The organism is Dyadobacter sp. AC419, assembly GCF_979253085.1.
Window position 1 is genome coordinate 333,912 of the sequence record NZ_CEEDCD010000015.1, and the last position, 26,325, is coordinate 360,236.

General features: G+C 44.7%; 23 protein-coding genes and 1 pseudogene. 7 read left to right on the forward strand and 17 right to left on the reverse strand.

Annotated elements, in window-relative coordinates; genetic code table 11:
* Nucleotides 1-104: 104 nt before the first annotated feature.
* A complete protein-coding gene (locus AC0IYG_RS08985) occupies nt 105-662 on the forward strand; it encodes a GNAT family N-acetyltransferase (protein WP_471710756.1) in 558 nt (185 codons plus the stop codon).
* Nucleotides 663-715: 53 nt separating this feature from the next.
* Here AC0IYG_RS08985 and AC0IYG_RS08990 read toward each other — a convergent pair whose 3' ends face one another.
* Entirely contained in the window at nt 716-1,240 is a 525-nt protein-coding gene (locus AC0IYG_RS08990) for a ferritin (RefSeq protein WP_471710757.1), read from the reverse strand.
* 140 nt (nt 1,241-1,380) lie between these two features.
* On the opposite strand from AC0IYG_RS08990, the gene AC0IYG_RS08995 reads away from it, so the two are divergent.
* Nucleotides 1,381-1,701 (forward strand): hypothetical protein, encoded by a 321-nt coding sequence (locus AC0IYG_RS08995; RefSeq protein WP_471710758.1) that lies wholly within the window; start codon nt 1,381-1,383, stop codon nt 1,699-1,701.
* Nucleotides 1,702-1,835: 134 nt separating this feature from the next.
* Here AC0IYG_RS08995 and AC0IYG_RS09000 read toward each other — a convergent pair whose 3' ends face one another.
* Nucleotides 1,836-3,503, reverse strand: a complete 1,668-nt coding sequence (locus AC0IYG_RS09000; protein ID WP_471710759.1) for a glutamine--tRNA ligase/YqeY domain fusion protein — start codon at nt 3,501-3,503, stop codon at nt 1,836-1,838.
* 107 nt (nt 3,504-3,610) lie between these two features.
* Here AC0IYG_RS09000 and truA point away from each other — a divergent pair, with 107 nt between their 5' ends.
* Complete coding sequence (gene truA, locus AC0IYG_RS09005) at nt 3,611-4,384, forward strand: tRNA pseudouridine(38-40) synthase TruA (RefSeq protein WP_471710760.1); 774 nt, start codon at nt 3,611-3,613, stop codon at nt 4,382-4,384.
* Here the strand turns inward: truA and AC0IYG_RS09010 are convergent.
* The 5 genes from AC0IYG_RS09010 to AC0IYG_RS09030 all read right to left on the reverse strand — a co-directional run bounded on the left by AC0IYG_RS09010 (nt 4,341) and on the right by AC0IYG_RS09030 (nt 10,704).
* Nucleotides 4,341-5,933 (reverse strand): aldehyde dehydrogenase (NADP(+)), encoded by a 1,593-nt coding sequence (locus AC0IYG_RS09010; RefSeq protein WP_471710761.1) that lies wholly within the window; start codon nt 5,931-5,933, stop codon nt 4,341-4,343. The genes truA and AC0IYG_RS09010 overlap by 44 nt on opposite strands.
* A gap of 13 nt (nt 5,934-5,946) precedes the next feature.
* The gene (locus AC0IYG_RS09015; RefSeq protein WP_471710762.1) at nt 5,947-6,909 is read right to left on the reverse strand and encodes an AAA family ATPase; all 963 of its coding nucleotides are present in this window, start codon (nt 6,907-6,909) and stop codon (nt 5,947-5,949) included.
* A gap of 52 nt (nt 6,910-6,961) precedes the next feature.
* Nucleotides 6,962-8,335 (reverse strand): peptidylprolyl isomerase, encoded by a 1,374-nt coding sequence (locus tag AC0IYG_RS09020; RefSeq protein ID WP_471710763.1) that lies wholly within the window; start codon nt 8,333-8,335, stop codon nt 6,962-6,964.
* A gap of 73 nt (nt 8,336-8,408) precedes the next feature.
* Nucleotides 8,409-9,989, reverse strand: a complete 1,581-nt coding sequence (locus tag AC0IYG_RS09025; RefSeq protein WP_471710764.1) for a peptidylprolyl isomerase — start codon at nt 9,987-9,989, stop codon at nt 8,409-8,411.
* Nucleotides 9,904-10,704, reverse strand: a complete 801-nt coding sequence (locus AC0IYG_RS09030; protein WP_471710765.1) for a peptidylprolyl isomerase — start codon at nt 10,702-10,704, stop codon at nt 9,904-9,906. The genes AC0IYG_RS09025 and AC0IYG_RS09030 overlap by 86 nt, the downstream gene beginning before the upstream one ends.
* A gap of 350 nt (nt 10,705-11,054) precedes the next feature.
* Here AC0IYG_RS09030 and AC0IYG_RS09035 point away from each other — a divergent pair, with 350 nt between their 5' ends.
* Nucleotides 11,055-11,537, forward strand: a complete 483-nt coding sequence (locus AC0IYG_RS09035) for a hypothetical protein (protein ID WP_471710766.1) — start codon at nt 11,055-11,057, stop codon at nt 11,535-11,537.
* 9 nt (nt 11,538-11,546) lie between these two features.
* Here AC0IYG_RS09035 and gloA2 read toward each other — a convergent pair whose 3' ends face one another.
* The 5 genes and pseudogenes from gloA2 to AC0IYG_RS09060 form a co-directional block, all read right to left on the reverse strand.
* Nucleotides 11,547-11,936, reverse strand: a complete 390-nt coding sequence (gloA2, locus tag AC0IYG_RS09040) for an SMU1112c/YaeR family gloxylase I-like metalloprotein (RefSeq protein WP_471710767.1) — start codon at nt 11,934-11,936, stop codon at nt 11,547-11,549.
* A gap of 41 nt (nt 11,937-11,977) precedes the next feature.
* Nucleotides 11,978-13,165, reverse strand: a complete 1,188-nt coding sequence (locus AC0IYG_RS09045) for an acyltransferase family protein (RefSeq protein ID WP_471710768.1) — start codon at nt 13,163-13,165, stop codon at nt 11,978-11,980.
* 101 nt (nt 13,166-13,266) lie between these two features.
* Complete coding sequence (locus AC0IYG_RS09050) at nt 13,267-14,985, reverse strand: GMC family oxidoreductase (RefSeq protein WP_471710769.1); 1,719 nt, start codon at nt 14,983-14,985, stop codon at nt 13,267-13,269.
* A gap of 69 nt (nt 14,986-15,054) precedes the next feature.
* Nucleotides 15,055-15,654, reverse strand: coding sequence for a gluconate 2-dehydrogenase subunit 3 family protein (locus AC0IYG_RS09055; RefSeq protein ID WP_471710770.1), 600 nt, complete (start codon nt 15,652-15,654; stop codon nt 15,055-15,057).
* A gap of 239 nt (nt 15,655-15,893) precedes the next feature.
* Nucleotides 15,894-16,950: pseudogene (locus tag AC0IYG_RS09060) on the reverse strand (LuxE/PaaK family acyltransferase).
* Between the two features lie 39 nt (nt 16,951-16,989).
* On the opposite strand from AC0IYG_RS09060, the gene AC0IYG_RS09065 reads away from it, so the two are divergent.
* Nucleotides 16,990-17,517 (forward strand): hypothetical protein, encoded by a 528-nt coding sequence (locus AC0IYG_RS09065; protein WP_471710771.1) that lies wholly within the window; start codon nt 16,990-16,992, stop codon nt 17,515-17,517.
* A 29-nt stretch (nt 17,518-17,546) separates the two neighbouring features.
* Complete coding sequence (locus AC0IYG_RS09070) at nt 17,547-18,008, forward strand: hypothetical protein (RefSeq protein WP_471710772.1); 462 nt, start codon at nt 17,547-17,549, stop codon at nt 18,006-18,008.
* A 79-nt stretch (nt 18,009-18,087) separates the two neighbouring features.
* Here AC0IYG_RS09070 and AC0IYG_RS09075 read toward each other — a convergent pair whose 3' ends face one another.
* Complete coding sequence (locus AC0IYG_RS09075; RefSeq protein WP_471710773.1) at nt 18,088-19,365, reverse strand: sensor histidine kinase; 1,278 nt, start codon at nt 19,363-19,365, stop codon at nt 18,088-18,090.
* 205 nt (nt 19,366-19,570) lie between these two features.
* On the opposite strand from AC0IYG_RS09075, the gene hemA reads away from it, so the two are divergent.
* On the forward strand, nt 19,571-20,830 hold the full coding sequence (gene hemA / locus AC0IYG_RS09080) for a glutamyl-tRNA reductase (protein WP_471710774.1): 1,260 nt from the start codon (nt 19,571-19,573) through the stop codon (nt 20,828-20,830).
* Nucleotides 20,831-20,925: 95 nt separating this feature from the next.
* On the opposite strand, the gene AC0IYG_RS09085 is transcribed toward hemA, so the two are convergent.
* From AC0IYG_RS09085 to AC0IYG_RS09100, 4 genes are all read right to left on the reverse strand, one after another.
* Nucleotides 20,926-21,657 (reverse strand): ferritin-like domain-containing protein, encoded by a 732-nt coding sequence (locus AC0IYG_RS09085; protein ID WP_471710775.1) that lies wholly within the window; start codon nt 21,655-21,657, stop codon nt 20,926-20,928.
* A gap of 108 nt (nt 21,658-21,765) precedes the next feature.
* Nucleotides 21,766-22,464, reverse strand: coding sequence for a ferritin-like domain-containing protein (locus tag AC0IYG_RS09090; protein ID WP_471710776.1), 699 nt, complete (start codon nt 22,462-22,464; stop codon nt 21,766-21,768).
* Nucleotides 22,465-22,759: 295 nt separating this feature from the next.
* The gene (locus tag AC0IYG_RS09095; protein ID WP_471710777.1) at nt 22,760-24,340 is read right to left on the reverse strand and encodes a DUF4394 domain-containing protein; all 1,581 of its coding nucleotides are present in this window, start codon (nt 24,338-24,340) and stop codon (nt 22,760-22,762) included.
* A gap of 141 nt (nt 24,341-24,481) precedes the next feature.
* Nucleotides 24,482-26,266: an ABC transporter ATP-binding protein gene (locus AC0IYG_RS09100; RefSeq protein WP_471710778.1), complete on the reverse strand. Its 1,785-nt coding sequence runs from the start codon at nt 26,264-26,266 to the stop codon at nt 24,482-24,484.
* Nucleotides 26,267-26,325: the final 59 nt, after the last annotated feature.

A 26,325-nucleotide genomic window follows, 5' to 3' on the forward strand; every position in this document is an offset into this window, starting at 1 on the left:
GACAGGAAGTCGGTTTATAAACTTAGACAGAGTTAATTGCCTCGATTTTGTATTTTTAGATTTCAGCAATTACGCTATATAGAAAGCCCTATCACTTCAATCCCATGCTATTCGTAAATTTTGATCCATTCCCAGTTCTTGAAACCAAGCGGCTAATGCTTCATGAAATGTCGGCGAAGCATTCGGAAAGCATGTTTTCCTTGCGGTCTAATGCTCAGGCGATGCAGTTCATTGGTAAACCGCCGCTAACATCTGAGGATGAGGCAATCGAGCTGATTGATGCTTACAAGAAAAATCTGAGAGAGAAAGTTGGGATTACCTGGGGGATTTCGTCGAAGGACGCTTTTGGTATTATCGGCACCATTGGTTTCCACAGAATGGATCTTTTCAACCACCGTGCGGAGATCGGCTATATGCTTCATCCGGATCATTGGTTCAAGGGAATCATGAGTGAAGCTTTGCAATCCGTGCTGACTTTTGGCTTTGACAACATTCAATTTCACAGCATTGAAGCCAAGATCAGTCCGGAAAATGACGCTTCGCGGAAGATCCTTCTGAAACATGGTTTCGTGAAAGAGGCCTATTTCAAGGAAAGCTATTTCCAGAATGGAGCCTTTCTGGACACAGAGATTTACTCGCTTCTTGTTGACAGTAATGCATAAAAAAAGAGCTGCCTTTTGCAAAGCAGCTCCTTATAATAACTTATAACTTCAAATTAGTTTTCAGATCCAATCTTCAAGATAGCCTTGTCAATGAAATACTGACCTGTGCCTTCTTCGCCGATAACATCAAACAATTCTATCGCACGACGCGCGTTGTCTTCTTCTTCAATCTGCTCATTTACAAACCATTGCAAGAAGCTTTCTGTGCCGTAATCTTCTTCACGACGGCTTTGCGTTACAATGCGGTTGATAGATTGCGTAACAGCGATCTCACTTTGTAATGCTGCTTCAAATATGCTTCTGAAAGTTGGAAACTCTTGTTTTACAGCTGAAACCTCCGGTGAAACTGCCGTTCCGCCCACTGTCATGATGTAGTTGAATATTTTAAGCATGTGCGCACGCTCTTCGTCCGACTGCTTAAGGAAATATTTTGCGCTGTTTTTGAATCCGTTACGGTCACACCATGAAGCCATGGCGAGATATTTAGCAGAAGCTTCCGCTTCCATTTTCACCTGATTGTTCAAAAGTATTTCTATTTCTTCTTTCAGGGATGTCCGTTGTCTTAATAAATCTCTCATGGTTTACTTTCTTTTATTTGTATTTATAAGTACAAATATCATGCGAAAGTTCATCATTCCAAACAGGAATACAAATTTGGAATTGGTCTAATATGATCGAAATGAGCTATTTAGACTAGTTCTGATTCGGTAAAAAGCAATTGGTGGAGCAGGGAATTGAGTTCGATGGCGAAGTGGGTGCCGTTGACAAGCTCTCTCAATTGGATGAGTTCGCAGAGCGTCAGTTTGTGGTTAATGTTCAATTTTGGGGCTTCAACAAACTCATAGTCAGACTCGTCCGACAGGTCAAAAATTTTGCTTTGAATGTCAATGTTGTTAATGAACCGGCGAAAGTTAAGGAAGTCCTGTATTCTGAAAGAGGCCTCGATTTCACCAAAATGAAGCATGATCTTGGAAGTCAAATCGCACTGCAGACTAAATCCTTTTGCGGTGCTGAACAATTCATTTGGGGTATTCACTGACGGCAATGTGTTTGGATCGTGGAATTTGTTGCACAAAGATAGCCGCAAACTAATTTCCAAGCAAGTTTATTTGTAAGCAATCTAATTACAGGCAGCGGATTCCCTGTCCATAATCAGATTGCTAAGCATGCTAATCAATTCCCAGCCTTCGCCCAGTTGTCTCTCAACGTCACCGTCCTGTTGAAAACGAGTTTTTCGGTGCTGTCTGGGTCTTTCGCGAAGTAGCCTTTGCGGAGGAACTGGAATGATTCTCCTTCGTTTGCTTCTGTTAATGCTGGTTCGGCGTATCCGGTAATGATGTGCAGGGAATCCGGATTGATATAATCTTTGAAATCACCTTCTTCCGAAGCGGCATCTTCAACAGAGAAAAGTCGGTCGTAAAGTCGCACCTCGATTTCCTTTGCATGCGGAACAGAAACCCAATGCAGGGTTCCTTTTACATTAATGCCTGTTGTGTCCTGACCACTTTTGCTGTTTTCAAGATACGAGCAGCGCACTTCTGTGATCTCCCCATTTTCGTCTTTTACAAAATCATCACATTGAATAATGTATGCGCCTTTCAGCCGGACCATTTTTCCTGGCGCCAAACGGAAATATTTCTTCGAAGGCACTTCCATGAAATCTTCTTTTTCAATGTAAACTTCTCTCGAAAAAGGAATCTCCCGAACGCCGGTTGAAACGTCTTCCGGATTGTTTTCGCTATGGCACATTTCGGTTACGCCTTCTGGAAAGTTGGTAATGACCAGTTTAAGCGGGTCCAAAACAACCATTCGGCGCAAAGCTTTTTTATTAAGATCTTCACGAACACAGAATTCCAGCAGACCAACATCCACCATATTCTCCCGGCGCGCAACGCCAATCCGCTCACAAAAATCACGAATGCTTTCTGGTGTATAACCACGTCTGCGCATCCCGCTAATGGTTGGCATACGCGGATCGTCCCAGCCTTTAACATGCTTTTCCTGAACAAGTTGCAGCAATTTTCTCTTGCTGGTAACCGTGTAATTCAGATTGCGGCGCGCAAATTCATATTGATGCGACGGATAAATGCCCAGTTGCTGGATCAGCCAATCGTATAATTCGCGGTGAGGCACAAATTCCAACGTACAAATGGAATGCGTAACGGTTTCAATGGAATCGCTTTGTCCGTGGGCAAAGTCGTACATCGGATAAATGCACCATTTGTTGCCTGTGCGGTGGTGATGCGCATGTTTAATCCGGTAAAGAATCGGGTCGCGCATTAACATATTTATATGAGCCATGTCGATTTTAGCACGAAGCGTGCGGCTTCCATCCGGAAAAACGCCGCTTTTCATTTGTTCGAAAAGCGCAAGGTTCTCTTCAACCGAGCGACTTCTGTATGGGCTGTCCTTTCCAGGCTCAGTCGGAGTGCCTTTCAGCAAAGCAATTTCTTCGGAAGTGGAATCGTCGACATATGCCAATCCTTTTGAGATCAGCTGTATTGCAAAATCATAAAGTGTATCGAAATAATCAGAAGCGTAAAGCTCATTTTCCCACTCAAAACCCATCCAGCGGATGTCGTTTTTAATGCTTTCTACATATTCCGTGTCCTCTGTCACCGGATTGGTGTCATCAAAACGTAGATTTGTATAACCCGGAAATTTTTTTGTTAAGCCAAAATTCAGGCAAATGCTGGATGCATGGCCAATGTGTAAATAGCCGTTCGGTTCGGGTGGAAATCGGGTGATGATTTGGGTATATTTTCCTGCCTGCAAGTCCGCCTCCACAATTTCTTCAATAAAATTCAGGCCTTTCTCTTCTTTTTTCTCGTCCGTAAGCATACTAACTGTAAATATTGTTCGATTTTCAAAGTTAACCTTCTTCGCAAGAATTCATGCAATTGCCCGCTGCAAATCGCAAATCCGGCTGTTTCCTTTATTTTTGCAAAATGCGTTATTTTCTAGAATTCAGCTATAAAGGAACCGCCTACAATGGTTGGCAAAAACAAAACAATGCATTGGGCGTTCAGCAGGTCCTCGAAGAAGCACTCGCCAAAGTCCTGCGGTTGCCCGTTGAGCTAACCGGCAGCAGCAGAACGGATACGGGTGTACATGCAGAACAACAATTTGCGCATTTTGATTTGCAAGAACCCATTGCGAACATTGATTTGCTGATTTACAAACTGAACGGACTCATTCCCAGAGACATTGCCGTCAAAAACGTTTTTCCGGTTGCCGACGACATTAACTCCCGTTTTGCCGCAACGCACCGAAAATATGAGTATCGCATTACAAGAAGAAAAAATCCTTTTCTGACGGATCTCGCTTATCTATCGAAAGCTGAACTGGATATTGTGCTGATGAATGAAGCCGCAGCGCTACTTTTGAAATACAATGATTTTGAAAGTTTCAGCAAAATCCACACGCAAGTCAACAACTTTCGCTGCACCATTACGGAAGCACGCTGGGTCGAAACTCCTGATATGCTGACATTCCACATTCGCGCAAACCGGTTTTTAAGAGGAATGGTGCGCGCATTGGTCGGAACGTTGCTGGACGTGGGGAAAGGGAAGACCAGCATTGCCGATTTTGAAAGAATTATTTTAGAAAAAAACAGAAAAGTTGCCGGCGCGCAGGCACCGGCCGAAGGTCTTTTTCTGGTTGAAGTAGGTTATGATTTTATTCAACCGAATCCTTGCTCAGCTCGTTGTTTAATAATCTGAAAATGCCCAGCGGATTGCTGTTTTTTAATTCGTCAGGCAAAAGTGCATCCGGCCAGCCCTGGTAAGATTGCGGACGAACAAACCTGAGAATCGAATGTCTGCCGACGGAAGTAAATCTCGCGTCCGCAGTAGCAGGGAATGGCCCGCCGTGATGCATGGAAGGACAAACCTCGACACCCGTTGGAACACCATTCATGATAAACCGACCGGATATCTGCGAAAGTCTGCCAACAATTTCCGGATAGTTGCCAACTTCATTTTCCTCAGCCATAAGCGAACAAGTCAGCTGACCTTTGAGATTTGAAATTGCTGTCAGCATTTCAGCTGTATCCTCGCAAATCACGAGTAATGAGAACGGCCCGAAAACTTCTTCGTGCACTTTAGGATTTGCAATGAAGCTTTTGCCAGAAACCGTTGCTATGGAAGCCTGCGCCTGATTTTCGCCTTCGGACATTTCCTCTGAGATTGCCAACGTGTTCACATCCGCTTGTTCAAATGCATGTTCACGCAGCTTATAATAATTTTTGCAAATGCCAGCCGTCAGCATTGTTGCAGAAGCTGTCTTTAAAATTTCACTCTTGTAAGCGTCGGTAAATGCAATTAATCCTTGCGTTTTGGTTACAAATACGAGTCCGGGATTGGTGCAGAATTGTCCTGCGCCAAGACTAACTGAGCCAGCAAGGGTCTTTCCAAGTGTTAATGCATTGTGTTCCAGGTATTCCGGCAGGATAACAATCGGATTAACACTGCCCATTTCAGCAAAAACAGAAATGGGTTCTTCTCTTTCCTGAGCGAGTTTGTACAACGCCATTCCGCCCTTAATCGAACCTGTAAAACCGACGGCCTTGCTTGCCGAATGTTTCACCAATGCAGTTCCAACCTCGAAACCATCGTCATATAACATTGAGAAGACACCCTCAGGCATGCCGGTTCTTTGCGCCGCCTTTACAATTGCTTGCGCAGTCAGGTCACTTACACCCGGGTGCGCGGCGTGTGCTTTCACAATAACGGGATTTCCGGCAGCCAGCGCCGGACCTGTGTCTACGCCCGCAACTGAATAAGCGAACGGGAAATTGCTTGACCCAAACACGATTACCGGCCCAATAGGAATCAGCATTTTGCGAATGTCGGGCTTAGGAACAGGCGACCGATCGGGTAGGGCAGTGTCAATGGAAGCTTCCACCCAGGAACCGTCGCGGAGCAAATCTGCGAATTGTGTCAACTGATTGATTGTGCGGGCGCGTTCACCTTCCAACCTCGCCATTGGCAAGCCAGTTTCGAGGTTTGCTCTTTCCAGCAACGCGTCGCCTAATGCCAAAATTTCTTCGGTGATAGCAATCAAAAAATCCGCTCTTTTTGGAGCAGGGATTTTAGCATAAACCGGAAAAGCGCTTTGCGCAAGATCCATCGCCGCATCAACCTCTTCAGGCGTTGCAGCATAAAACGTTTCAGGCAAATAGGAGTCCGTTACCGGAATGTAGGATTGAAATGTATGATCACCCTGGCTAGAAAGCTTGTAGCCAAGGTAGTTTTTACCGTTAATTTCCATAATTGAAATGTTGTCAGACTAGGCGAGCGATCAGATCGTCGACAGAAATTCCTTCTGCCTCAGCCTTAAAGTTCCGGATGATTCTGTGGCGGAGCACTGGCAAAGCGACTGCTTTTACGTCTTCAATGTCCGGAGAATATTTTCCGGAAAGCAGCGCATTGCATTTGGCCGCCAATATAAGCGCCTGGGAAGCACGCGGGCCAGCGCCCCAGTCCAGATAATCGTTGGTGTCTTTCACCGCAAGTCCGGCAGCCGGCCTCGTTTTATGAACCAGTTTCACCGCATATTCAATCACATGATCCGTCACAGGAACGCGGCGAACCAAGTGCTGAAAATCCATGATTTCTTCCGAAGTAACCACTTTTTGCACCTGATAGCGCACATCATTAGTCGTATTTTTCACAATGCTGACTTCCTCCGCATACGAAGGATAATCCAGCTGGATCATGAACATAAAACGGTCAAGCTGGGCCTCGGGCAGGGGATAAGTTCCTTCCTGTTCGATCGGGTTTTGCGTAGCCAAAACAAAGAACGGGCGCTCCAATGTATGTTTCGCACCCGCAATGGTTACTGAATATTCCTGCATCGCCTCCAAAAGCGCGGACTGCGTTTTGGGAGGCGTCCGGTTAATTTCATCGGCAAGGATAATGTTTGCGAAAACAGGTCCTTTAATGAATTTGAAGTTGCGGTTCTGGTCTAATGTTTCCGACCCTAAAATATCGGAAGGCATCAAATCGGGCGTAAACTGAATGCGGTTGAAATTTAAGTCGAGCGAAGAAGCAATGGTTTGGATCAGAAGCGTTTTTGCTAACCCGGGAACGCCCACCAGGAGGCAGTGTCCCTGACAAAAAATAGCGGTTAGCAATCCTTTTACAACTTCATCCTGTCCGATAATTACTCTTCCAATTTCACTCCGGATCTTATCATAAGCTACTTTCATAGCTTCGGCAGCTTCAACGTCCGATGAATACTTCACAATTTGTCAGATTAAGATTCTCAATTCTTTAACCGCAACTGATTCAAAAAAGCTAAATGTCGTTTTCAGAGGCCGCGAGTCCGAGGACTTTGCAATCCTTATACTCGGGTTCAATGCTGATGAAAACGTCTCCCTGCGCCTTTTTAAACCATTCTTCCAATGCATTATTCCGCTTGTTGCTCAATACGATCTGCGCCAACTTTTCATAATCGTCGCGCAGGTTCGCTGTATGTGGTTCAGATTTGCTTTTGTACCAAATGATACGCATTGCACTTCTGCCGTCTTCCGTACGATATGCGACCGGCTTGCTCAGCTCACCGACTTTCATTGTGTCAATGGCGAAATATAACGCCGGGTCCATGGAAGCATCCAATGTAAGACGCGCAAGACCTGTATTTCTGTCCTGAATTAAGCCTCCCGCCTCAGCAGTTGGTTTGTCTTCGGAATTGTCAAGCGCTGCTTTCGCGAATTTCAATGTGTCAATCTCAATCAGATTTCTCAGGCTGTCCAGCGCGCGGATTGCGGAAGTCATGTCAGTTCCTTTATTATAATCGGGCCGCAACAGAATGTGTCTTGCATGATATTCTGCACCGCGCGTTTCAATCAGCTTAATCAAGTGGAAACCGAATTGCGATTCGATAATATCAGACATTTCTCCTGGCTTCAACGCCAATGCAGCGCCTTCAAATTCAGGCACCATTGCACCGCGTTTTGCAAAATTCAGGTCACCGCCGTTTTTCGCAGAACCAAGATCTTCCGAATAGATCTGTGCCAGTGTAGCAAAGTCTTCGCCTTTTTCTGCACGCTGCTTTAATTCAAGCAGTTGCTGGCGCAGCTTATCTTTTTGCTCCCTTGTAACCGTTCCGAGTTTCACAATGTGGCCAATCTCAACCTCAGAAGGAATGTAAGGAAGACTGTCCTTCGGAATGGAATTAAAAAACTTACGCACTTCACTCGGTGTGATCTTTACATTTCCCGAAATGGTGTGCTGCATCTTTTCAACGATTTTTTGCTCCTTAACCTGCGTGCGCAGCTCATTTTTAAGGTTTTCTATGGTTTTTCCATAAGCTTCAACAATGTTCTTTTCAGAACCGAAACGTTGAACCATATAACCCATTTTAGCATCCAGCTCGCCATCCACTTCTTTATCTTCCACCACTACGGAGTCGATTTCAGCTTTGGCAAGAAGCATTTTGTTAATGATTAGCGATTCCAGAAGCTGGCATTTTTCGGGAGCGGTGCGTCCTTCTGCTTTGTATTGATTGTACATTTCCTCCAGTTCGGAGTTCAAAATGTAATGGTTGTCAACACGGGCGATGATCTTGTCAATGCTAACTCCCTGCTGACCTTGTCCGAAACTGATCAGGCTCACACATAGCGAAAGCGCTGCGATCAGGACGGGTGCAATAACTTTGTTTATTTTCATATGATTGTTTATTCCTCTTTATGCTTTTGGGCCATATTAACATTAACCCGGTTTACGAAATGCTAAAATACGGCTAACGCTTAATTTTTTCTAATTCTTGGGCATTCACTTTCACCGGGAATTTTTCCTGCAGTCTGCTTACCAATTGTTTTTCCAATTCCTTTTGGTAATCATTGATGACACTTCCCCGCGCTTCCGCAAATGTCTTGCCTCTCGCCGGTTCTATTTTTTGAACAGATGTCCAGTAAATCAAACCGTTATCTGTTACTGTTTGTTCGCCTTCCTGGAATTTAAACCGGGCAAATAATGGGTTTTCTTTGGTAAATAATCCGTCCCTGATCATAACGGCGTCGGGAGTCTCGGAATTATAAACTTTTTCAACATCGCTGCGTGACTGGCTGTAAAATTGAAAGCTAACCCTGCGATTACGATCAGCCTCGGCCGTCTGACGGAACGAGCCGTAGTCTTTTTCGATGATGCGAAGAATCGGAATGTTCCGTCCATTCAAATATTTAACCACATTACGGATCCTGTTAGCCGATGTGATCTCTGATTCGTCAGCAGACCGGTAACCGGCAATCTCTACAATGTAATCAGGATTCTTTTCCATTACAATATAAACGTCCGACAGCGCGTCAAGCTGGGCAAAATCAACTTCTTCAACGTTAGCAGGAAACAGAATTTCCTTCGATCTTCTTTCCAGCTTGTAAGGACTTTGTGCCAATGTCTTCTTAATCGCATTAATCGTTTGCGTGTCCTTGGCTGAAATGATGGTTGCTAAAGCGCGCTCAGGCATTTGATAACGATCTTTATTGCGGTCGTAAAAGCTGCGTTGCCCGGTTGAATCTGTTAACGACTTGCCCCAGACATTCTCTTCCATCACCTGTGAAAGCAAAACGCCTTCCTTAATCTCATTGATCAAACCACGGAATTCTGCGTTATTTTCTTCCAAATGCGCTTTTTCGTAATTAGTAAGGCACTCAGTAACATAGTCATTGAAATAACGGCGGAACACAATTGGCGGAGAAGCATCTTTTGCTTTCGCCTGTTGTTTTCTTTTTACAAAATCCAGAAATGACAATGCTGTGAAAGATTGCTCTTCAATCTTAAATAACGCAATGGAAGCCCAATCTGTTGAGACGGCTTTGAGATAATCCCAATTTCCTGTCTTAATGGTGCTATCGCCCAATGCTGAAACCGCATTCCACTGATCAGCAAATTCCTCTACTTTATATTTTTCTCTTAACCGTTTCGCATTGGCTTGTTCGAGGATTTTCCCACGGGAATCCGTAACCACCTTTTTACGAAGCGATGGCGCCATGACGCTATAAGGTTCCAGCCCTTTTTTCTCGATCAATTTGATGATATGCCAGCCGTACATCGTCAGCACGGGCTTGGAATAAGCATTAACCTTGGAAAGCCCGAATGCAGCTTCTTCAATCTCAGGCACCATTTGTCCAATCCCAAACATGGGCAGCAGTCCGTTATTCTTGCGCGATTGCCTGTCGTCCGAGAAATTCTCAACAACCATTTCCCAGCTCTCACCGCTTTCAAGCAACGTATATGCTTCATCGATCCTGGCTTTTGCAGATTCTTTTTGCGCCGCAGTGCCAGCCGTATCCACCTGCACCATAATGTGCGCAATCCGCACCATCCCGCGGTTTGTTCTGCGGTCCGTTACTTTGATTAAATGATAACCAGCCTTGGTCCGAACGGGTTGAGAAACGTCGTCCGACTGCTTGCGTATAGGCGGCGGATTCGATTGGATAAAGCGTTTGAAAAGCAGTGAAGTAACCCAGGTCGCCACGTGTTTTCGCGGCCACCGGATCTTTTGAAAACCGCGAGGCAATGTCCCCGAAATCAGATCCTTCTTCCAGCCGTCCGCGCAAAGCGATGGCAGCGCGGTAAGCTTCCAATGTGTCTGCGGGGGAAGCGCTTTCAGATACGCCCACCAGAATGTGTGAAGCGCGCACTTCCTGTTTGAGGCGATTATAAGCTTCGTTGGACAGTTTTTCGACTAACGTTTTGTCCACCAACTGGTTTTTCGCAAGCTGCTCTTTATACGAGTCAATTTCTTCTTTGTAATCCTGCGTGGTGTCCTTACCTTCCTGCTTTGCGTGTAAAACCTTGATTTTTAAATCCTTATATAAATTAAGATATTCCTCAGGGGTTAGTTCGCGCGTTGAATCCGAAGCATTTTTGTTTCTGTTGTAGGAATCCTGGTAATCATCGATCGAGAATTTTTCATCTCCGATTTGTAATAAAGGCTGCGTTTCAGTTACTACTTGTTGTTGAGGAGGAGCGGTAGTTTTGCAAGAGCTGACGGCCAAAAAAGCCAGCAGGTAAATGTTATATTTTTTGTCAATCATATTACTTCAAAATGGTATTTGTAAAGACCGCAGGCGCACTTTCAGCCGCAAGTCGGGGCGTTTCAAGCCGGCAAAGTTAGACGCTTTCTGAACAGTTCAAAAAATATAACGTTTGGGCATGCAAATTGTTCTCTTCAATTCCACAGACGCGCAAAATTGATATGGTGAAAACGCCCCATCGGCCTTCTCAATATTTTAGACAGTGAAGCCTTAAAGTTTTTGGATTCCTCCGTTTTTGCATTCCAGCAGGATAGTGTTGTGATAATGGTGTTATATCACTGTTTGTGCCTGTGCAGGCACAATTTTTATAGAAATACTTGGTCAACAGCGGTATTAAAATAAGTAAGGGTATGGAAGAAAGTAGCAAAAATGATTTCGTTCAGATGATCAGGGCATTATGGAACGAGCAGAAAAACCGCGAAATTCTTTACATGGAAGCATTAAAGAAAGACAGCATGGGGTCGTGCAGAAGAATCCTGAGTCAGGGTCACGTGAGCGCATTATTATTTCAAAAGGAGATTAAATGGATCTACGATTATTTTAAATGTTTTTTGACAGATAAAGATTTAGGAGACACCAATCACATTACGTCTCACAAAGCATTGAAAATGCTTGAAGACATTGAGGAAAAAGAGCAGATTGCCACTTGCCTCAAACGCATTGAAGCCGGCACGTTGCAGTTATATAAGACGTTGCGTACGCTTGTTGACAAAGATTCTGAGGCGAGGTTAATGCTTGACGAACACCTGGTTAGGATCTCAGAATTCTACGATGCGCTTTCCAAAATGGAAGTTGGAACGCGCAAAAGTATCAGTTACACCGCCGCTGCTTAACAGCAGGTTTTACACTTCATACAACTCGATCGGCAGGTCGTCAGGATCAGCGAAAAAAGTAAACTTCTTTCCTGTAAATTCATCGGTTCTTACCGGTTCTGTGACGACCTGTTTTTTATTCAACTCCGCGATCGCCAGTTCAATATCATCCACTTCAAATGCAATGTGCCTTAATCCGGCCGACTCTGGTCTGGATGGTCTTTTGGGTGGATTTGGAAAGGAAAACAGCTCTATAATGTATTGCCCGCCAAGGGAAAGATCCAGCTTGTAAGAATTCCGCTCTGAGCGAAAAACCTCCCGTTCGATCTGAAAGCCAAGAATCTCCGTGTAAAAGTATTTTGACGTGTCATAATCCGTGCAAATGATTGCAATGTGATGAACAGCTTTGAGAAGTTGCATTGTTGATTGTTATGGTGACGCTCAAATATAAACCGGAGATTTCAAATGCGGATAAATATTTTTCTGACATACAGCCAGTAAAGTATGCCCCATTCGACCAGTAAAATAATGGCACCGCGCACCAGCGGCTGATAATTTTGACCAAAAATCGAATCATAGGACTGGCTCACATTGATCCGGAAGGAGCTGTCGATAAAGCTGACAATCGTTTCTGCCATCACATAAGCAACAATCGAGTTTGTCCCGATCACGACAAGCGGAAAGAAGAATTGTTTCCTTTGTTTCACATCTGCAACGAAGTAAAAACCAGCCAGCAAAAGCAAACACCATCCTCCGCTGAAAAGCGTCCAGGACGGCGTCCAGATCCTTTTTACAATTGGATTAATGCCCGTGAAATTGAGAACTAATGCAATGCTGAAAACGATAGCAGCAGTGATCACCATCCGTTTCAGAAACCAACCAGAAGATGGTGCATTTTTCAGCCATTTTCCTGCGACTAAGCCTAAGATCATCGTTCCTAATGTTGGAATAAAGCTCAATGTGCTGTAACCGCCGCCGTTGAAACGAAATGTTTCAGGCCTTGGAAAGAGGTTTAAAAACCACCGGTCAAATGCCCACGCGAGGTTTGTGTTTTTATTCCAATGCGCCGCAAAGCCGGTAAGATTATGTTCCCAGTCAGCCGTGTTGCCGGTTTCTGCCCAATCAAAATAAGGGCCGGGAAGTGGATAAAAGGCAAATGCTAGCCAATAAGTAAGCAGGATAATTCCTAATGCGCTCCATTGAATCTTCTCACTTGTAAAGCCCAGGGCAAAGAGGACCGGATAGCCCAATCCAATTTGCGTTAATGTGTCCTCGAAAGTAAAATTGGTCTGTTCGCTGTGCATGGAGCGCAGGAAAATCCCGAGCAATATCAGCGTAAGTGACCGCCTGATTGTATGCAGCCACATTATCGTGTTGTTCTGCTGTCTGCTGGCACGACTTGCGATGGAGTAGGGAAGTGCCACACCGACCAAAAACGAGAATGAAGGCTGGATCAAATCATGGAGCGAGCAGCCCACCCAGGGAACGTGGCTTTGATGAAAATCCAGAAATGCCCAAAAGGCACTTTCAGGAAATGCTTCGGCAACTTTGCTCAGCCTGAGCACTTCGGCCATCATGAGAAACATTACAAATCCCCGATAGGCGTCTATGGAGGAAACGCGCTGCGGCTGCAGTATATGATCTTTCAAGTGATAATGGGTTTAGTCAGAGGATAAAGAAAAAGCCCCGCCGGATTTACCCAGCGAGGCTTTTGCAATCAAAACTTTACCCGGAAAATCAGGGAAGATTACTATACATTCATCTTTTTCAACTCTTTCACCGCATGGTCAGCAGCACGGGCTGTCATCGCCATGTATGTAAGCGAAGGGTTCACGCAAGATGCCGAGGTCATGAATGCGCCGTCGGTAACGTAGACATTTTCTGCGCCCCAAACCTGGTTGTTTTTGTTCAAAACAGATGTTTTCGGATCTCTGCCCATTCTGGCTGTTCCCATTTCGTGAATACCAATGCCTGGGTGTTTAGAGTCGTCAATGTAAGGAACCACGTTTTTCAAACCGGCGCCTTCAAGCATTTCTGCCGCATCGTTCATCATGTCCACACGCATTTTGCGTTCGTTTTCACCATAAGCTGCGTCAAAAATAACAAGCGGAAGTCCCCATTTGTCTTTTTTGGTTGGATGCAATGTAAACCGGTTCTTTTCGTCAGCGATCATTTCTCCAAAGCCCTGAATGTTCATATTCCACCCGCCGGGCTCGGTCAATGACTTTTTGAAATCGGCACCAAAGCCTTCTGTTCCTACGCCGCGTCCCCAGCTTTCGCGGCTTGCGCCTCCCTGGTAACCAAAACCGCGGATGTAATCGCGTTTGTCGTCTCCCCAGTTGCGGTAACGTGGAATGTAAATTCCATTTGCACGTCTTCCAAAATAATATTTGTCTTCAAAACCGTCCACATCAGCTCTTGCGCCAACCGCCAAATGGTGATCCATAATGTTACGGCCAAGCTGATCGCTTTCATTACCAAGCCCGTTCGGGAAACGCTTCGATTTTGAATTCATCAAGATGGATGCAGAGGCAATGGCCGAAGCATTCAGGAAGACGATTTTTGCATAATATTCTTTTGTTTCAAGCGTATTCTGATTGATCACGCGCACACCGGTTACTTTGCCCAGCTTGTCGTCGTAAATCACTTCTGAAACGATGGAATCAGGAACCAGCGTAAGATTTCCGGTGCGTTGTGCAGCAGGAAGCGTTGCCGATTGGGTGCTGAAATACGCACCATAAGGGCAACCACGCATACACATGTTACGGAACTGGCAGGCAGCGCGGCCAAGCTCAGTATGGAAAGCCTGTGGCTGGGTTAAGCGCGCTGCACGTCCCATGATGATGTGACGACCAGCAAATTTCTTTTCTACTTCGCCTTTTACATGTTTCTCCACGCAGTTCATCTGCATAGGAGGCAAATAATTTCCATCTGGCAATACATCCAGCCCGTCTTTCGCGCCGCTGATCCCGGCAAATTTTTCAACGTAATCATACCAAGGAGCAATGTCAGCATAACGGATCGGCCAGTCGACTGCAATGCCGTCTTTTGCATTGGCTTCAAAATCCATCGGGTTTAACCGGTAACTCTGACGTCCCCAAAGCAATGAGCGTCCACCTACGTGATATGCACGGATCCAGTCAAACTTGCGGGTTTCGTCGTATGGGTTTTCTTTGTCGTTTTCAAAAAGGTAAGCCCATTCTTCATTCGCAGTGTAACCCGTGCGAATTCCTGCCCAATATTGTTCTTTGGCAATGGTCGTAACCCTTCCTCTGTGTTCAAATTCCCACGGAGCAAGCGTTGCCGTTTTGTAATCAGTGATGTGCTTAATGTCACGCCCTCTTTCCAGCATGACCACCTTCAATCCTTTTTCAGTCAATTCTTTGGCAGCCCAGCCGCCGCTAATGCCCGATCCAACCACAATGGCATCATATGTGGTTTGTTTCGCTGCTTTTATGTTTAAATTCATGATGAACGTTTTTCGATTTTTATGAACTGGCTTTAACAGCCTTTTGAAAGAAATCCCAATACAACTGGCTTACAGAGCGTAGGATTTTTGTCCTGGTTTCAGGTCAATGCATCCGTCATAACGACCGGGCACAGCCACGTAATCCAATGCCTGGGTTGCTCCCTGCTCAGACGTGAAATAACCCAAAAGTGTCAGTTCTTTCAGCAAACGGAAGAAAGGCACACTCGCATCCGTATACTCCTTGCCAGCTTCCGTATATTTTTTCTTTTCGGTGTCCGCTTTTGCCAATTCGTCTTTCGCCGACTTTTCCATTGCAGTAAGGATAGCCGTTTGTTCCTGCGGCGTGGCTTTCATGAAATCTTTCTTCTCCAACTCTTCCAATCCCTTATTGAAGCTCTCCTGATCGGCGGATGTATAGCAGTCTTTCAGCATTTTTTCAATAAACTCACCCACTTTCGCATCCTTAGCTCCTGGCGTATCCGTTTTTGGGATAATGATTTCGGCAACCTCAGAAACGAGCGCTTGTCTTTCCGCAGGAAACGGAAAGGTCATTCCGGTAGCAGTATCTGTTGCCTTTTTGCAGCCTTCCAGAAAAGCCAGCATGGTGGGAGCCGACAGCGCACCACCCATTATCAGTGCCACACGACCTAGGGCATCACGTCTTTTCATTTGATATACTTTATATGATAGTTTAACAATCCAATAATGTAATAATACATTTGATAAATGCAATTTTCAAAAGTCTGCTAATTTAGGAAATATTCTCTGTCTGCGGACTGTTAGAATAATTCTATATAAATGAGGAGCTGCTTATGTGTCTCATTTCCAGTCCGCTGCAAGTAATTAAAAAAGCATTAATATACAGTAGAAAGCCTTTTTCGAAAATTGACACCGCAGTAAGGAACGGTTTATATTACCATTAAATTGCAACCGCGGATGTCTGAATTATCAAAGCGGCCCATGACGTAAAAGGAACCGTTCTCAGTCCCGTATCTGCCCAGGTCCTGTGTTTCAATAAAAGCGCAACTGTCTAAATTAGCGAGGTCGATTACATTGATTCCGCCTGTTTTCGAACTGCTGATATTGTGGTCGAATTTGGCAAAAGGATCATTAATGTCGCGCAGCAGGATACGCATCGTGTAGCCGGGTGTAAAAAGCCCATATCCATGCGCATAACCTTGCGAAAGCATCTCCGTCATGCCGTATTCCGAATATATTTTGTCAACAAAAAGGTTGCTGGTCAGCATGTCGTGGACTTCTTCGCGGAGGAGCTCCTGGCGCCTTCCTTTCATGCCGCCCGTGTCCATAATGGTAAGGTTCGCAATCTTTCCCAGAACCGACAGATCACGCTCACTTTCGGCGAGGTCGAGGAGGGCAAATGTTACGCCTAGCAGCAGCACTTTCTTCCCATCCGGATTTGCTGCGAGGAATGTCAGCCTTTCGAGCATTTCATCCGCATTATTGAGATAAAAGCCTGAGTATTCGGACTTACTTTCATCAATAAAATGTTGGATCATATACACCAGTGAAGCGTTGTTTCGTTCAAGATATGATGGCAGCAGGGCTAAAATATGGAACTGGTCCAGCGCACCGAAATGTTGCTGAAAAATACGGGCTGAAACCGATTTGGTAAAGCTCCGGATCGAAGAGGTGATGACGACTCGTTTGCTGTCCAGTTGTCCCGCTGCTTTGAAAAACCGCAGCAGCCTCAGGCAGGTCGCCGGTTTGAATCGTATGATTTTTAAAGAACTGAACGGGCAGAAAAGGAATATCGATCAGTTTTTCAACGTGTTCTGGTTTAATGTTGAGATTACTGATATAATGGTTATAAACCGGGTTGAATGCAGCCTGATAGCGAAAGATTTTAAGCGCCAAGTGCTCAAAATCAGCAGGTTTTAAATCCAGGATTTCCTTGCGGAGCGCCTGCCTTATTTCAGCTTGAGATTTGTTGTTTTGAAGTTCCAATACTGTTACTTTCGTATAAATAATAAAGACAAAGTTAATATGCAATTGAAAGTTTCCCTATTCATTCTTTTAGCGGCAGGAACACTCGGCTGCGTCGATATTCCGGATTTTAGCGACACGCCAAAGATATATTATAACGGCATTGATCAGATTACTGAGACAAACGATTCAACTGGGAGGCCTACCCGCGAAAATGTGATCATCACCATTGATTTTGAGGACGGCGACGGCGACCTGGGTGCGACGGATGTGGAGCGTTCCGATTCATCATTTGTAAGGCCGTACGGAAACTGGGGAAATTATGAGCTGATAACGGCGCGTAGAAATGCAAACGGAACGTGGACGGAGTCGATTTTGGCAGAAGACCAATATAAATGGATGCCGATCTTGAAGCCGGACGGAAAGCCGGGCCCTATCAAAGGCAAGCTCGATCTTAACACCAGCTTCCTTTACGGAAACAGCACCATTCCGGTTTATGTAAAATTCAAGGTGCGTATTCGTGACCGGGCATTACATATCAGCGACCAGATCGAAACGGATAGCATTCCGGTTCCGGGTTACCGTTAATTTGTCATTTTAATATCAATCAAGTGCTCATGAAAGCTGCTCCTCAGGTAATCATTGCTTCATTGGTAATTTTGTCCGGCTGTTATCCCGTGCCGGATTTGGATTCTGTGCCACGGATTGAATATGCATCAATTGATCAATCTACGGAAAAGGATGCGGCTGGAAATAATCTTGTTGAGCACGTTGTGATTACTGTCACTTTTGAAGATGGCGAAGGCGATCTCGGTGCAACTGCGGATGAACGTTCCGACGAAAATTTTAAAGCGCCATATGGCAAAACCGGCAATTACGAGCTGGTAACATTGACCAAAAAGCTCGACGGTTCCTGGGATGAGCGAATTCTGCAAGGCGATTCGGTGAAATGGATGCCTATTTTAAAATCAGATCGGAAATCCGGACCGATTAACGGCAAGCTGGATCTGAATGTGAGAAGGCCTTACGCAAGAAGCATGGTGAGCCTGGAAACAAAAATACAAAGTCAGGATCCGTGACCGGGCGTTGCATTACAGCAATCAGGTGGAAACGGATGTGATCACCGTTCCCGGATACAGATAAGCATTAACCTACTCTTTACTCTATAATATTGGCATTCAGGGAAATTCTGAATGTTGTTCCTTTGCCAAGTTCAGAGCTTTTTACAAAAAGCTTTCCGGAGTGATAATTTTCAATAATCCGTTTAGCCAATGTTAATCCCAATCCCCAGCCGCGTTTTTTCGTGCTGAAACCCGGATTGAAAATTTTGTTCATATTGGCTTTTGTCATTCCCTTACCGGTGTCTGCAATATCAATCCAGATTTCCTTCGTATTAGGCGGCGCTTGCAATGTCACATTAATCTCGCCGATCCCGCCCATAGCATCCACAGCGTTTTTACAAACATTTTCAATAACCCATTCAAAGAGATTTTTATTGATCAATGCAGTTTGTTCTTCGGCAAGTTGGTTGAAAACAGAGAATTTAACTTTCGAGGAAACACGCTTTTCAAGGTAACTCACAAAGTTGGTAACAATCTCTGTCACAGGCTCATCTTTCAATGTCGGAACAGAACCAATGTTCGAGAACCGCGTTGTGATCATTTCCAATCGTATAACATCTTTTTCAATTTCCTCGGCGATCGACGGGTCAATAGAAGGATCACTTCTGAAATATTCCACCCACGCCATTAGTGATGAAAGCGGCGTGCCGAGCTGGTGCGCAGTTTCTTTGGCCAAACCCACCCAAACCCGGTTCTGTTCTGCCTTACGGGCCGAGCTGAATGCCAGATAAGCCAGATAGCCGATCAGAAGCATTACAGAAAGTTGCAGAAAAGGATAATAGCGTAATTGGGTCAGCAGGAATGAGTTGCTGTAATAAATGTTTCCGGTGCGTCCTTTTCCCAGCTCGACTGGAATTGGCGGATGTTCCAGTTTCATATCGGCTAACTTGTCCTGAATGATGCGTTCTCGTTCGGCAGGCCCCGCGTTTTTAGGGAATTCAATGTTTTTATTAGGATTGGGAATGTTGTTTTCATTAACATATATAACCGGGATCTGGTAAAAATTCACCGCATCCTGGATCACCTGAAAAACCACATTGAAATTTTCGTCAAAAGGACTGTTGAAAACATAGCGCATGCCTTCCGCATAAAGCTGCACTTCGCGCTCTTCGCGCTGCTCCAGTTCTTCCACCAGCTTATCCGTGTAAAACAGGGAGCCAATGCTCAACAGCAGCAGGATAATGCCAATAATGTATTTATAAAAGCTCTTCTGGTCGTAGGTGTCCATCAGAGACCGGCGCAGGCGCTGGCTATTCAGAATGGCAACCGGATGCAGCCTGAAACGGGGCTTTTTCTTCGAAGTTTCGCTAATCATTCAAGGGCCGGGCACGCATTTCCCGGAGTTAATGTTATATGCTGTAAATAACGTAAAATATTTGTGCTTAGTGGATTTAAATGGGTTTATTGTCTCATTTCAAGCCTTACTATTTATAAAATTTCTAAATAAACTTCCGGTGCTTTACACACTTTCCTATTGTAAGTTTTGTGCCGTACTTTTGTGTGTCGAATAAGAACCAGTGATGTACAATCAGTTCAAATCAATTAGTTTATCACATCGGAATGCTCCTCTGGCAATCAGAGAGCAGCTTGCATTGAATGAGGCGGAGGCGAAGAACATTATGCTGCGTCTCAAGGATTTTTTCGATGTTTCTGATGTCCTTGCTGTCTCCACTTGCAACCGTACGGAAATATACTATTCTTCTGCCTCTGATTTCAACGAGGAGATCATCAAAATGCTTTTAATCCAAAAAGGAGTCTCGGATATCGAGTCTTTTAAAGGGTTTTTTGAGCGTTTTTCTGACGGTGACAGTGCAGTTCAGCATTTGTTTCAAGTTGCTACGGGCCTGCAATCTCAGGTTGTGGGTGACATGCAAATTCCGAACCAGATCAAGCATGCGTATCAATGGTCGGCTGACCTTAATATGGCCGGGCCGTTTTTGCACAGACTTTTACACACGATATTTTTTGCCAACAAGCGCGTAGCACAAGAGACTTTTTTCCGGGATGGCGCTGCTTCTATTTCCTATGCAGCCGTTGAATTGTTGGAAGGCTTAATGCCCAATCCGAAAGTTTTGATTGTTGGATTGGGAGAAATCGGCGCTGATGTTGCCCGTAATTTGGCGCAGAAGCAAAGCTCAGAAGTTACGATCGTAAACCGTTCAAGAGAAAAATCGGATCTGCTTGCTGAGGAACTTGGGTTCCGCGTTGCAGACTTTTCAGATATCGAAGCTGAGATTTCTCGCGCCGACATTATCGTGTCTTCAATTGCCCGCGACGAGCCTTTCTTTACAAAGGAAATGATGGTCCGCCTGCGCGGAATGTCTTTCAAATATTTCATTGACCTTTCTGTTCCCCGCAGCGTTTCTCCCGAAGTGGAAGAAATTCCGGGCGTAATGCTCTATACAATCGATTCGATCCGTTCTAAGGCAGATGCAGCATTGCACCGCAGATTAGAGGCTGTGCCGCACGTTAGGGAAATCATCGACGAAGCCGTTCTTGAATTCAATGACTGGTCCAAGGAAATGATCGTTTCCCCGACCATTCAAAAACTGAAAGGCGCTTTGGAACAAATCAGAAAAGAAGAACTGACGCGCTTTACAAAAAGCCTGACAGATTCGGAACTGGAAAAAGTAGAACGCATCACTTCTAGTATGATGCAGAAAATCCTGAAACTTCCTGTGCTTCAATTGAAAGCAGCCTGCAAAAGGGGAGAAGCAGAAACGCTGATCGATGTATTGAACGATCTGTTCAATCTGGAAAAACAGCCTGAGAAACACTAAGCTTCCTGCTCACATACAATATCAAAAAGAAAGGATGGCATTTGCCATCCTTTCTTATGTATTACCTTACCCTCCACAATAATTAATTGTATTTTTTACATTCCCATTTTCTTGATAAATGGTCCTGCTATTGCCAAAACCTCTTCCATAGTCAAAGGTTCGTCAAATGCTTCTGTTACGTTGTCTCTTAAGATAGAGCCAATTCCTGAAAGTGTTGCTGCATCCAGACCACCGTGAACTGTGTTCGACTCAGGTGTTGCACCTTTGTAAACAGCTGGCGGGAAGCCTTTATCTTGTGTGATCCAGCCTTTCATCATCGGATCTTTTTTCAGATGACCGATAATTCTTCTTACTAATGAAGCGTGGCGTGCTTCAACCGAGTGAACCTGCAATGCATATTCCAAAATCTGAGGAGCACTGATCAGGTTACCAGCCTGTCCTTTATAAGCACGAACTCCTGTGTCTTCCAAAGCGGATGAAATCGTGATGAATGTCATGAAGTTAGTCCATGCATCTGGGAAAGCACCACCGTAAGTGAAGTCGAAATCCGGACGTGCAACGGCTGCACTGCCCAAAGCAGCTTTCAAAAATTCAACGTGTTGTGTTTCGTGTCTCTCGATCTGAGAGAAAACCAATGTGTATTCCGCAGGAATAAAGTTGGTCATTCTGTTCGCCTGAAAGTAGAATGTCTCTTCAAGATATTCCAGCGTCAGAGCGAAATTAAGTATATCTGTTACAGATGGCGTAGCGGCATAAGCCTTGTTTACAATGGAAGCAAATACAGTTGGAACAGCTGCCGAAGCGAGTGTGCTGCCTACACGGTTCATAAACATACGACGAGTTGAGTGCGCCAGGCGTCCTGCTGCGTCACCGTCGTACTTGTTGAATGCTATCTAATATTCTAAAAATATTCATGTCAGTAAGTTTTTAAAGAGTTAGCGTGGGAGGTCTTTTCCACTGATTTTATCCATTACAAATGGCTGCACACCGCTCAGAATAACTGATGGGGAATATGCATGCTCCAAGCCCATTTCATTGATCTGGCCACCTGCAAATTCTAATGCATTAGGATTGATCAAGTCAGCGATAGCCGATGCGTGTCTTGCTTCAACCGATACGATTTTACCGGCAATCAGTAAATAATCTACGCTTTTGATCAACTTGCCTGCACCATTGTAAGCTGCAACGCCTGTGTCTTCAAATAACTTAGCTGCTCCCAAAACGCTCGTGCGGTCTGCAAAGTCGATTTGTGAGAAGTTAGGAGTAAGGCCTTTGATAGCGTTTCCTGCCAATGCTGTTTTGAAAAACTCTCTGTGAACGATTTCGTGATCACGAATATCAGTAAGGATCCACTTTTCCATATCTGTCATATTCAGATAAGGAGTCATCATAACTTGTGTGTAGAAAGCAGCTTCAAGTTGCTCCAATGCGTAAGCATAGTTCAGGATGCCGATGTCGCCTGAACCAAGGTTCACTGTTTCATCATCCATCAAATCCTGCTCTGTGCAGGCACCGAGAATAAAAGCTCCTGTCGCAGCAGCAACACCTGCGGATCTTAGGAAGTAACGTCTGCCCACTTTTGCCAGCATTGCGCCATCAGAAGGTTCAGAGATTTGAGTTAATGTTTTTTTCATACCAAAAAAAGTTTTTGAAGTTTATTGTGAACCGTTACTACTTTTTCGACGGGTTCTGACAGACTTACGGTAATAGTTTCGCGATGGATTTAACGACTGTCTAAGTATCTTGCAACTTTTAGGAATACTAGTTTTTAATTTTGCACTTAACATATATTAACGAATGTTATTTGGCATTAACATTGGATTTTTCGGATTAAAATTATTTTTTGAAAACCCGTTTTTAGGCAAAAAAAAGTGGTGGCATTTGTTATGCCACCACTTTTTTGTTTGATCCAGAAAAATCTAAGGCTGATTACAAGCCGAATCCAAGCGCAAATCCTTTAACAGATCCTGCGAAATCCGAGATTTTTGTAGCCGCTCCAGTAGTCAGATTGATCGAATATAAACCGGTCTTTCCGCCCACAGTTAACAGTGCGTATGCCATGCCTGTGGTGCTGCCGATATCGAAACCATTTGCTGCATCCAGGTCCACACCCAATGCACCAATTCTTTCAAGTCCGCCGCTGTTTGGTGGATTTTGTTTGTAAAGCGTATTGGTTTCGCTGTCAATGTCGTACAACACAGTTGATGTTGTTCCCGGGAAGCTGTTTGTGTAAGCAGCTGCATTGATTGTCGGAGTTCCTGGGCCTGGGATCAGGTTAAGTTGTCCATCCACCAGCGTAATGCTGTTAGAAACGTCAATGCGCAGGTTTTGACCTGTGTTACTAACAATTCTTAATCTGTCCGCAACCGGGTTGAAGTCAAAACCGAAGCTTGTTCCCATTACTTTGAAGTTAGGATCGCTCAGATAATGGAAATCAGGGCGAACTGTTGCAGCTGCCGAAGCAAGATCAATGGTGTAAAGTTTTCCATCAGATCCAAGCGCATGCAAACGACCGCTTGTAGGACGGAAGTCAATTCCTTCGATTGAAACGCCCATAGGCAAGCCAGTGATCGCTTTTTCAACGCGCGTTCCAGCTTTCATAGGATTGAAAGTCAGCAATTTGTTTGAAGCATCCACCGCGTAAGCAACAGGGCTTGTTGGCATTGCAATGCCAATGATTTTGCCGGCAGGAAGATTTCCGATTTTAAGCAAAGAACCCGTTGCCAGATTTACTTCAACCAGTTCCCAAATGTTGTTCACTTTAACAGAAGCAATCGCAAAATTTGTTTCTGCTGCGATATCAAATCCGCCGATATCTTCAATGTTCATACCCAATGAACCCACTTCTTTCAAAACACCGTCATTAGGAGGCATTTGAAGAAATAGTTTGTCTACATCCGGATCAATGTCATAAAGCTGGGTTGTGGTTGCGCCTGCAACATTATTAGTATACGCAGCTGCTGCAACCTTAACATCATTGTATCCTTTCAAATAACCATCCAATGCAACTAATGCGTTGTTTTCAGGATTTAAGCGAAGGTTTTGTGCTGTGTTGGTTACCAGACGAATGCGGTCAACAGTTGGGTTGAAGTCGAAACCAACCACTTCGGGACCGGAAATGCCTGGGTTAAAAGGAACAGGGCTAACCACCGTAACGCGTCCTGGCGCGATATCAGAGCGTAAATTAACCGTGTAAATGTGATTTTTATTTCCTACTGCATAAAGCTGGCCCGTTGCAGGACGGAAATCAATGCCTAGAAGCTTTTCATCCGGCTCCAATCCTGACGTGATTGTGATGGTTCGGATGGGTGTGCTTGGGTTTTGTACATTCAATTCATAAATCTTGTTGTCATTTGTTAACGCATAGAAAAGCTGATTGGGCTGGCTCACCAGCGGAACGGGCTGCTGATCGACCTCCGTTTGTTCTGTACAAGCCTGGTTAATGAACACCAGTCCAGCCATTAACAGTGCGCTTCCGGCCACCGTCCGTAAAGATTTAGAAATTTCCATAACCATGTAAGTTGAGTTTGACAAGTAGTTTGACACGTCACTTACGCTGGTTACATGGGTTTAGATCAAATGGTTTTAATTAAAATTTAATCCTAAAAGGAGTAAAATTAATTGGTTTTTAATCCGGCAATGTGGCCTATGTTAGTCTTTGGAGAGCAATCCGATCATTTTTTCGAGGTTAAGGCTTCGCGCAGACGCGTCAAAAATCTCGCGGTAAACACCCTCTTTTTCATATAAGCTTGCATGCGTCCCGTATTCTGCAATGCGGCCTTTTTTCATTACATAAATTTGATCCGAATCGAGAATTTGAGAGAGACTGTGCGAAATGATGACAACGGTTCTGCCTTTCTTAATCGCGTCGAGGCTGTTTTTAATTTGCTCAGTTGCAATTGCGTCCAGGCTTGCAGTAGGCTCATCCAAAAATATTACGGGCGGGTTTTTTAGGAATAAGCGGGCGATGGCAATGCGTTGCTGCTGACCGCCGGACAGCATTTGTGCATCGGTTTCATATTGAGCCGGAAGCTCCATGATCTGTTCATGCAAATAAGCCTTGCGCGCGGCTTCGACCAGTTCTTCATCCGAAGCGGTCATTTTTCCATAACGGATGTTTTCTGCAATGGAGCCTTTGAAAATGTGGTTTTTTTGAAGAACCATGCCGATTGAATTGCGCAATGCAGGCAAATCGTATTCAGTGATCGGTCGGCCATCAAGTGTAAGCGTTCCCGAATCGGGTGGATAAAAGCCGATTAGCAGATTGATAAGCGTACTTTTTCCTGCTCCGGATAAGCCGACAAGTGCCGTGGTCTGGCCGGACTTAATGTTCACATCCACATTGAACAATGCTTTCGTGCCATTTGGATAGGCGAATGAGACATTGTCCAGCACATAATCGCCTTTAATGGTTTGAGGAACCAGTTTTCCACTTTTTTCAACTGCATTATCAGCGTCCAGAATTTCGAAAAAGCCTTCTGAATAAGTCAGCGCATCGTTCATCTCATCGTAAATCCTGTGAAGCTGGCGGATAGGAGCAGAGACATTGTTGAACAGCAGAATGTGAAACATAATGGCGCCAATGGACATTTGCTGATCCAGCACCAGATAAGCGGTCAGGATAATGATGAATACAACGCCGATCTGTTCAATAAAACTCTTGATTCCGTCGTATGCAAAGTTGGTCCGTCGTGTTTTGAGTTGCGTTTCCATGAGCTCCATCTGGGTCTGATATTGCTTTTGCCCTTCAAATATTTCCCGGACAAAGGATTTGATCACGATAATGGATTCGATCAGATTAATGAGGCCGCTGCTCTTGTTTTCGCGTTGTCGTTTGAGCTTTCGGCGCACGCCTTGCAACTCACCGGCTTGCTTGTAACTGATCCAGAAATAGATCGGTAGGATCGCTAACGCAATGCTTCCTACGTAAAAGTTAGCGCTGAACATGATCGCTAATGCCACTATGGAATTGGCAAAAAGCGGAAGAATGTCAATGAAAAAGTTTTGTATCAGTTTTGTCAGGCTTTCGACGCCGCGGTCGATGCGGGTTTGCAGTTTGCCTTTCTGATTGTCGTTATCGCTGTAAAACGATAAATTATAGGTTAAAATGCGGCTGACAGCCTCCTGCGCAAGATCACTTGAAACCTTAATCCGGATTTTTTCACCAAAATAACGCTGGCCAAAAACGATCAGCGAATTGACAATTTCCTTAACAAAAAGAATGAACGAAATCTGGATCAATAATTCCTTTCCCTGGATAATGCCCCACTTTTTATCGAGCATGGACTGCACCGAATCGACCGTGTAACGCAAGACCCAGGGGTTGACCTGGGCCGTTACTGCGCCCAGTAATGTGAGGAAAAGCGCAAAAATGATTTGCTTGTAATAAGGCTTTACGTAAGGTTGCAGGCGCTGGAATATTTGCCAGATACTCATGAGATTGGGTTGAGGATGCTTAAATATTCGTTTCCAATAAATGTCCCAATAAGCGTGCC

Bases quoted from the DNA above. Each gene is read 5' to 3' on its own strand.
- AC0IYG_RS09090 (WP_471710776.1), bottom strand. From the start codon at position 22,464: ATGAAAAAAACATTAACTCAAATCTCTGAACCTTCTGATGGCGCAATG.
- AC0IYG_RS09100 (WP_471710778.1), bottom strand. From the start codon at position 26,266: ATGAGTATCTGGCAAATATTCCAGCGCCTGCAACCTTACGTAAAGCCT.
- AC0IYG_RS09085 (WP_471710775.1), bottom strand. From the start codon at position 21,657: ATGAACCGTGTAGGCAGCACACTCGCTTCGGCAGCTGTTCCAACTGTA.
- truA (WP_471710760.1), top strand. From the start codon at position 3,611: ATGCGTTATTTTCTAGAATTCAGCTATAAAGGAACCGCCTACAATGGT.
- AC0IYG_RS09075 (WP_471710773.1), bottom strand. From the start codon at position 19,365: ATGATTAGCGAAACTTCGAAGAAAAAGCCCCGTTTCAGGCTGCATCCG.
- AC0IYG_RS09035 (WP_471710766.1), top strand. From the start codon at position 11,055: ATGGAAGAAAGTAGCAAAAATGATTTCGTTCAGATGATCAGGGCATTA.
- AC0IYG_RS09000 (WP_471710759.1), bottom strand. From the start codon at position 3,503: ATGCTTACGGACGAGAAAAAAGAAGAGAAAGGCCTGAATTTTATTGAA.
- AC0IYG_RS09050 (WP_471710769.1), bottom strand. From the start codon at position 14,985: ATGAATTTAAACATAAAAGCAGCGAAACAAACCACATATGATGCCATT.
- AC0IYG_RS09025 (WP_471710764.1), bottom strand. From the start codon at position 9,989: ATGGTGCGGATTGCGCACATTATGGTGCAGGTGGATACGGCTGGCACT.
- AC0IYG_RS09070 (WP_471710772.1), top strand. From the start codon at position 17,547: ATGAAAGCTGCTCCTCAGGTAATCATTGCTTCATTGGTAATTTTGTCC.
- AC0IYG_RS09010 (WP_471710761.1), bottom strand. From the start codon at position 5,933: ATGGAAATTAACGGTAAAAACTACCTTGGCTACAAGCTTTCTAGCCAG.
- AC0IYG_RS08985 (WP_471710756.1), top strand. From the start codon at position 105: ATGCTATTCGTAAATTTTGATCCATTCCCAGTTCTTGAAACCAAGCGG.
- AC0IYG_RS09055 (WP_471710770.1), bottom strand. From the start codon at position 15,654: ATGAAAAGACGTGATGCCCTAGGTCGTGTGGCACTGATAATGGGTGGT.
- AC0IYG_RS08990 (WP_471710757.1), bottom strand. From the start codon at position 1,240: ATGAGAGATTTATTAAGACAACGGACATCCCTGAAAGAAGAAATAGAA.
- AC0IYG_RS09095 (WP_471710777.1), bottom strand. From the start codon at position 24,340: ATGGAAATTTCTAAATCTTTACGGACGGTGGCCGGAAGCGCACTGTTA.
- AC0IYG_RS09020 (WP_471710763.1), bottom strand. From the start codon at position 8,335: ATGAAAATAAACAAAGTTATTGCACCCGTCCTGATCGCAGCGCTTTCG.
- AC0IYG_RS09065 (WP_471710771.1), top strand. From the start codon at position 16,990: ATGCAATTGAAAGTTTCCCTATTCATTCTTTTAGCGGCAGGAACACTC.
- AC0IYG_RS09030 (WP_471710765.1), bottom strand. From the start codon at position 10,704: ATGATTGACAAAAAATATAACATTTACCTGCTGGCTTTTTTGGCCGTC.
- gloA2 (WP_471710767.1), bottom strand. From the start codon at position 11,936: ATGCAACTTCTCAAAGCTGTTCATCACATTGCAATCATTTGCACGGAT.
- hemA (WP_471710774.1), top strand. From the start codon at position 19,571: ATGTACAATCAGTTCAAATCAATTAGTTTATCACATCGGAATGCTCCT.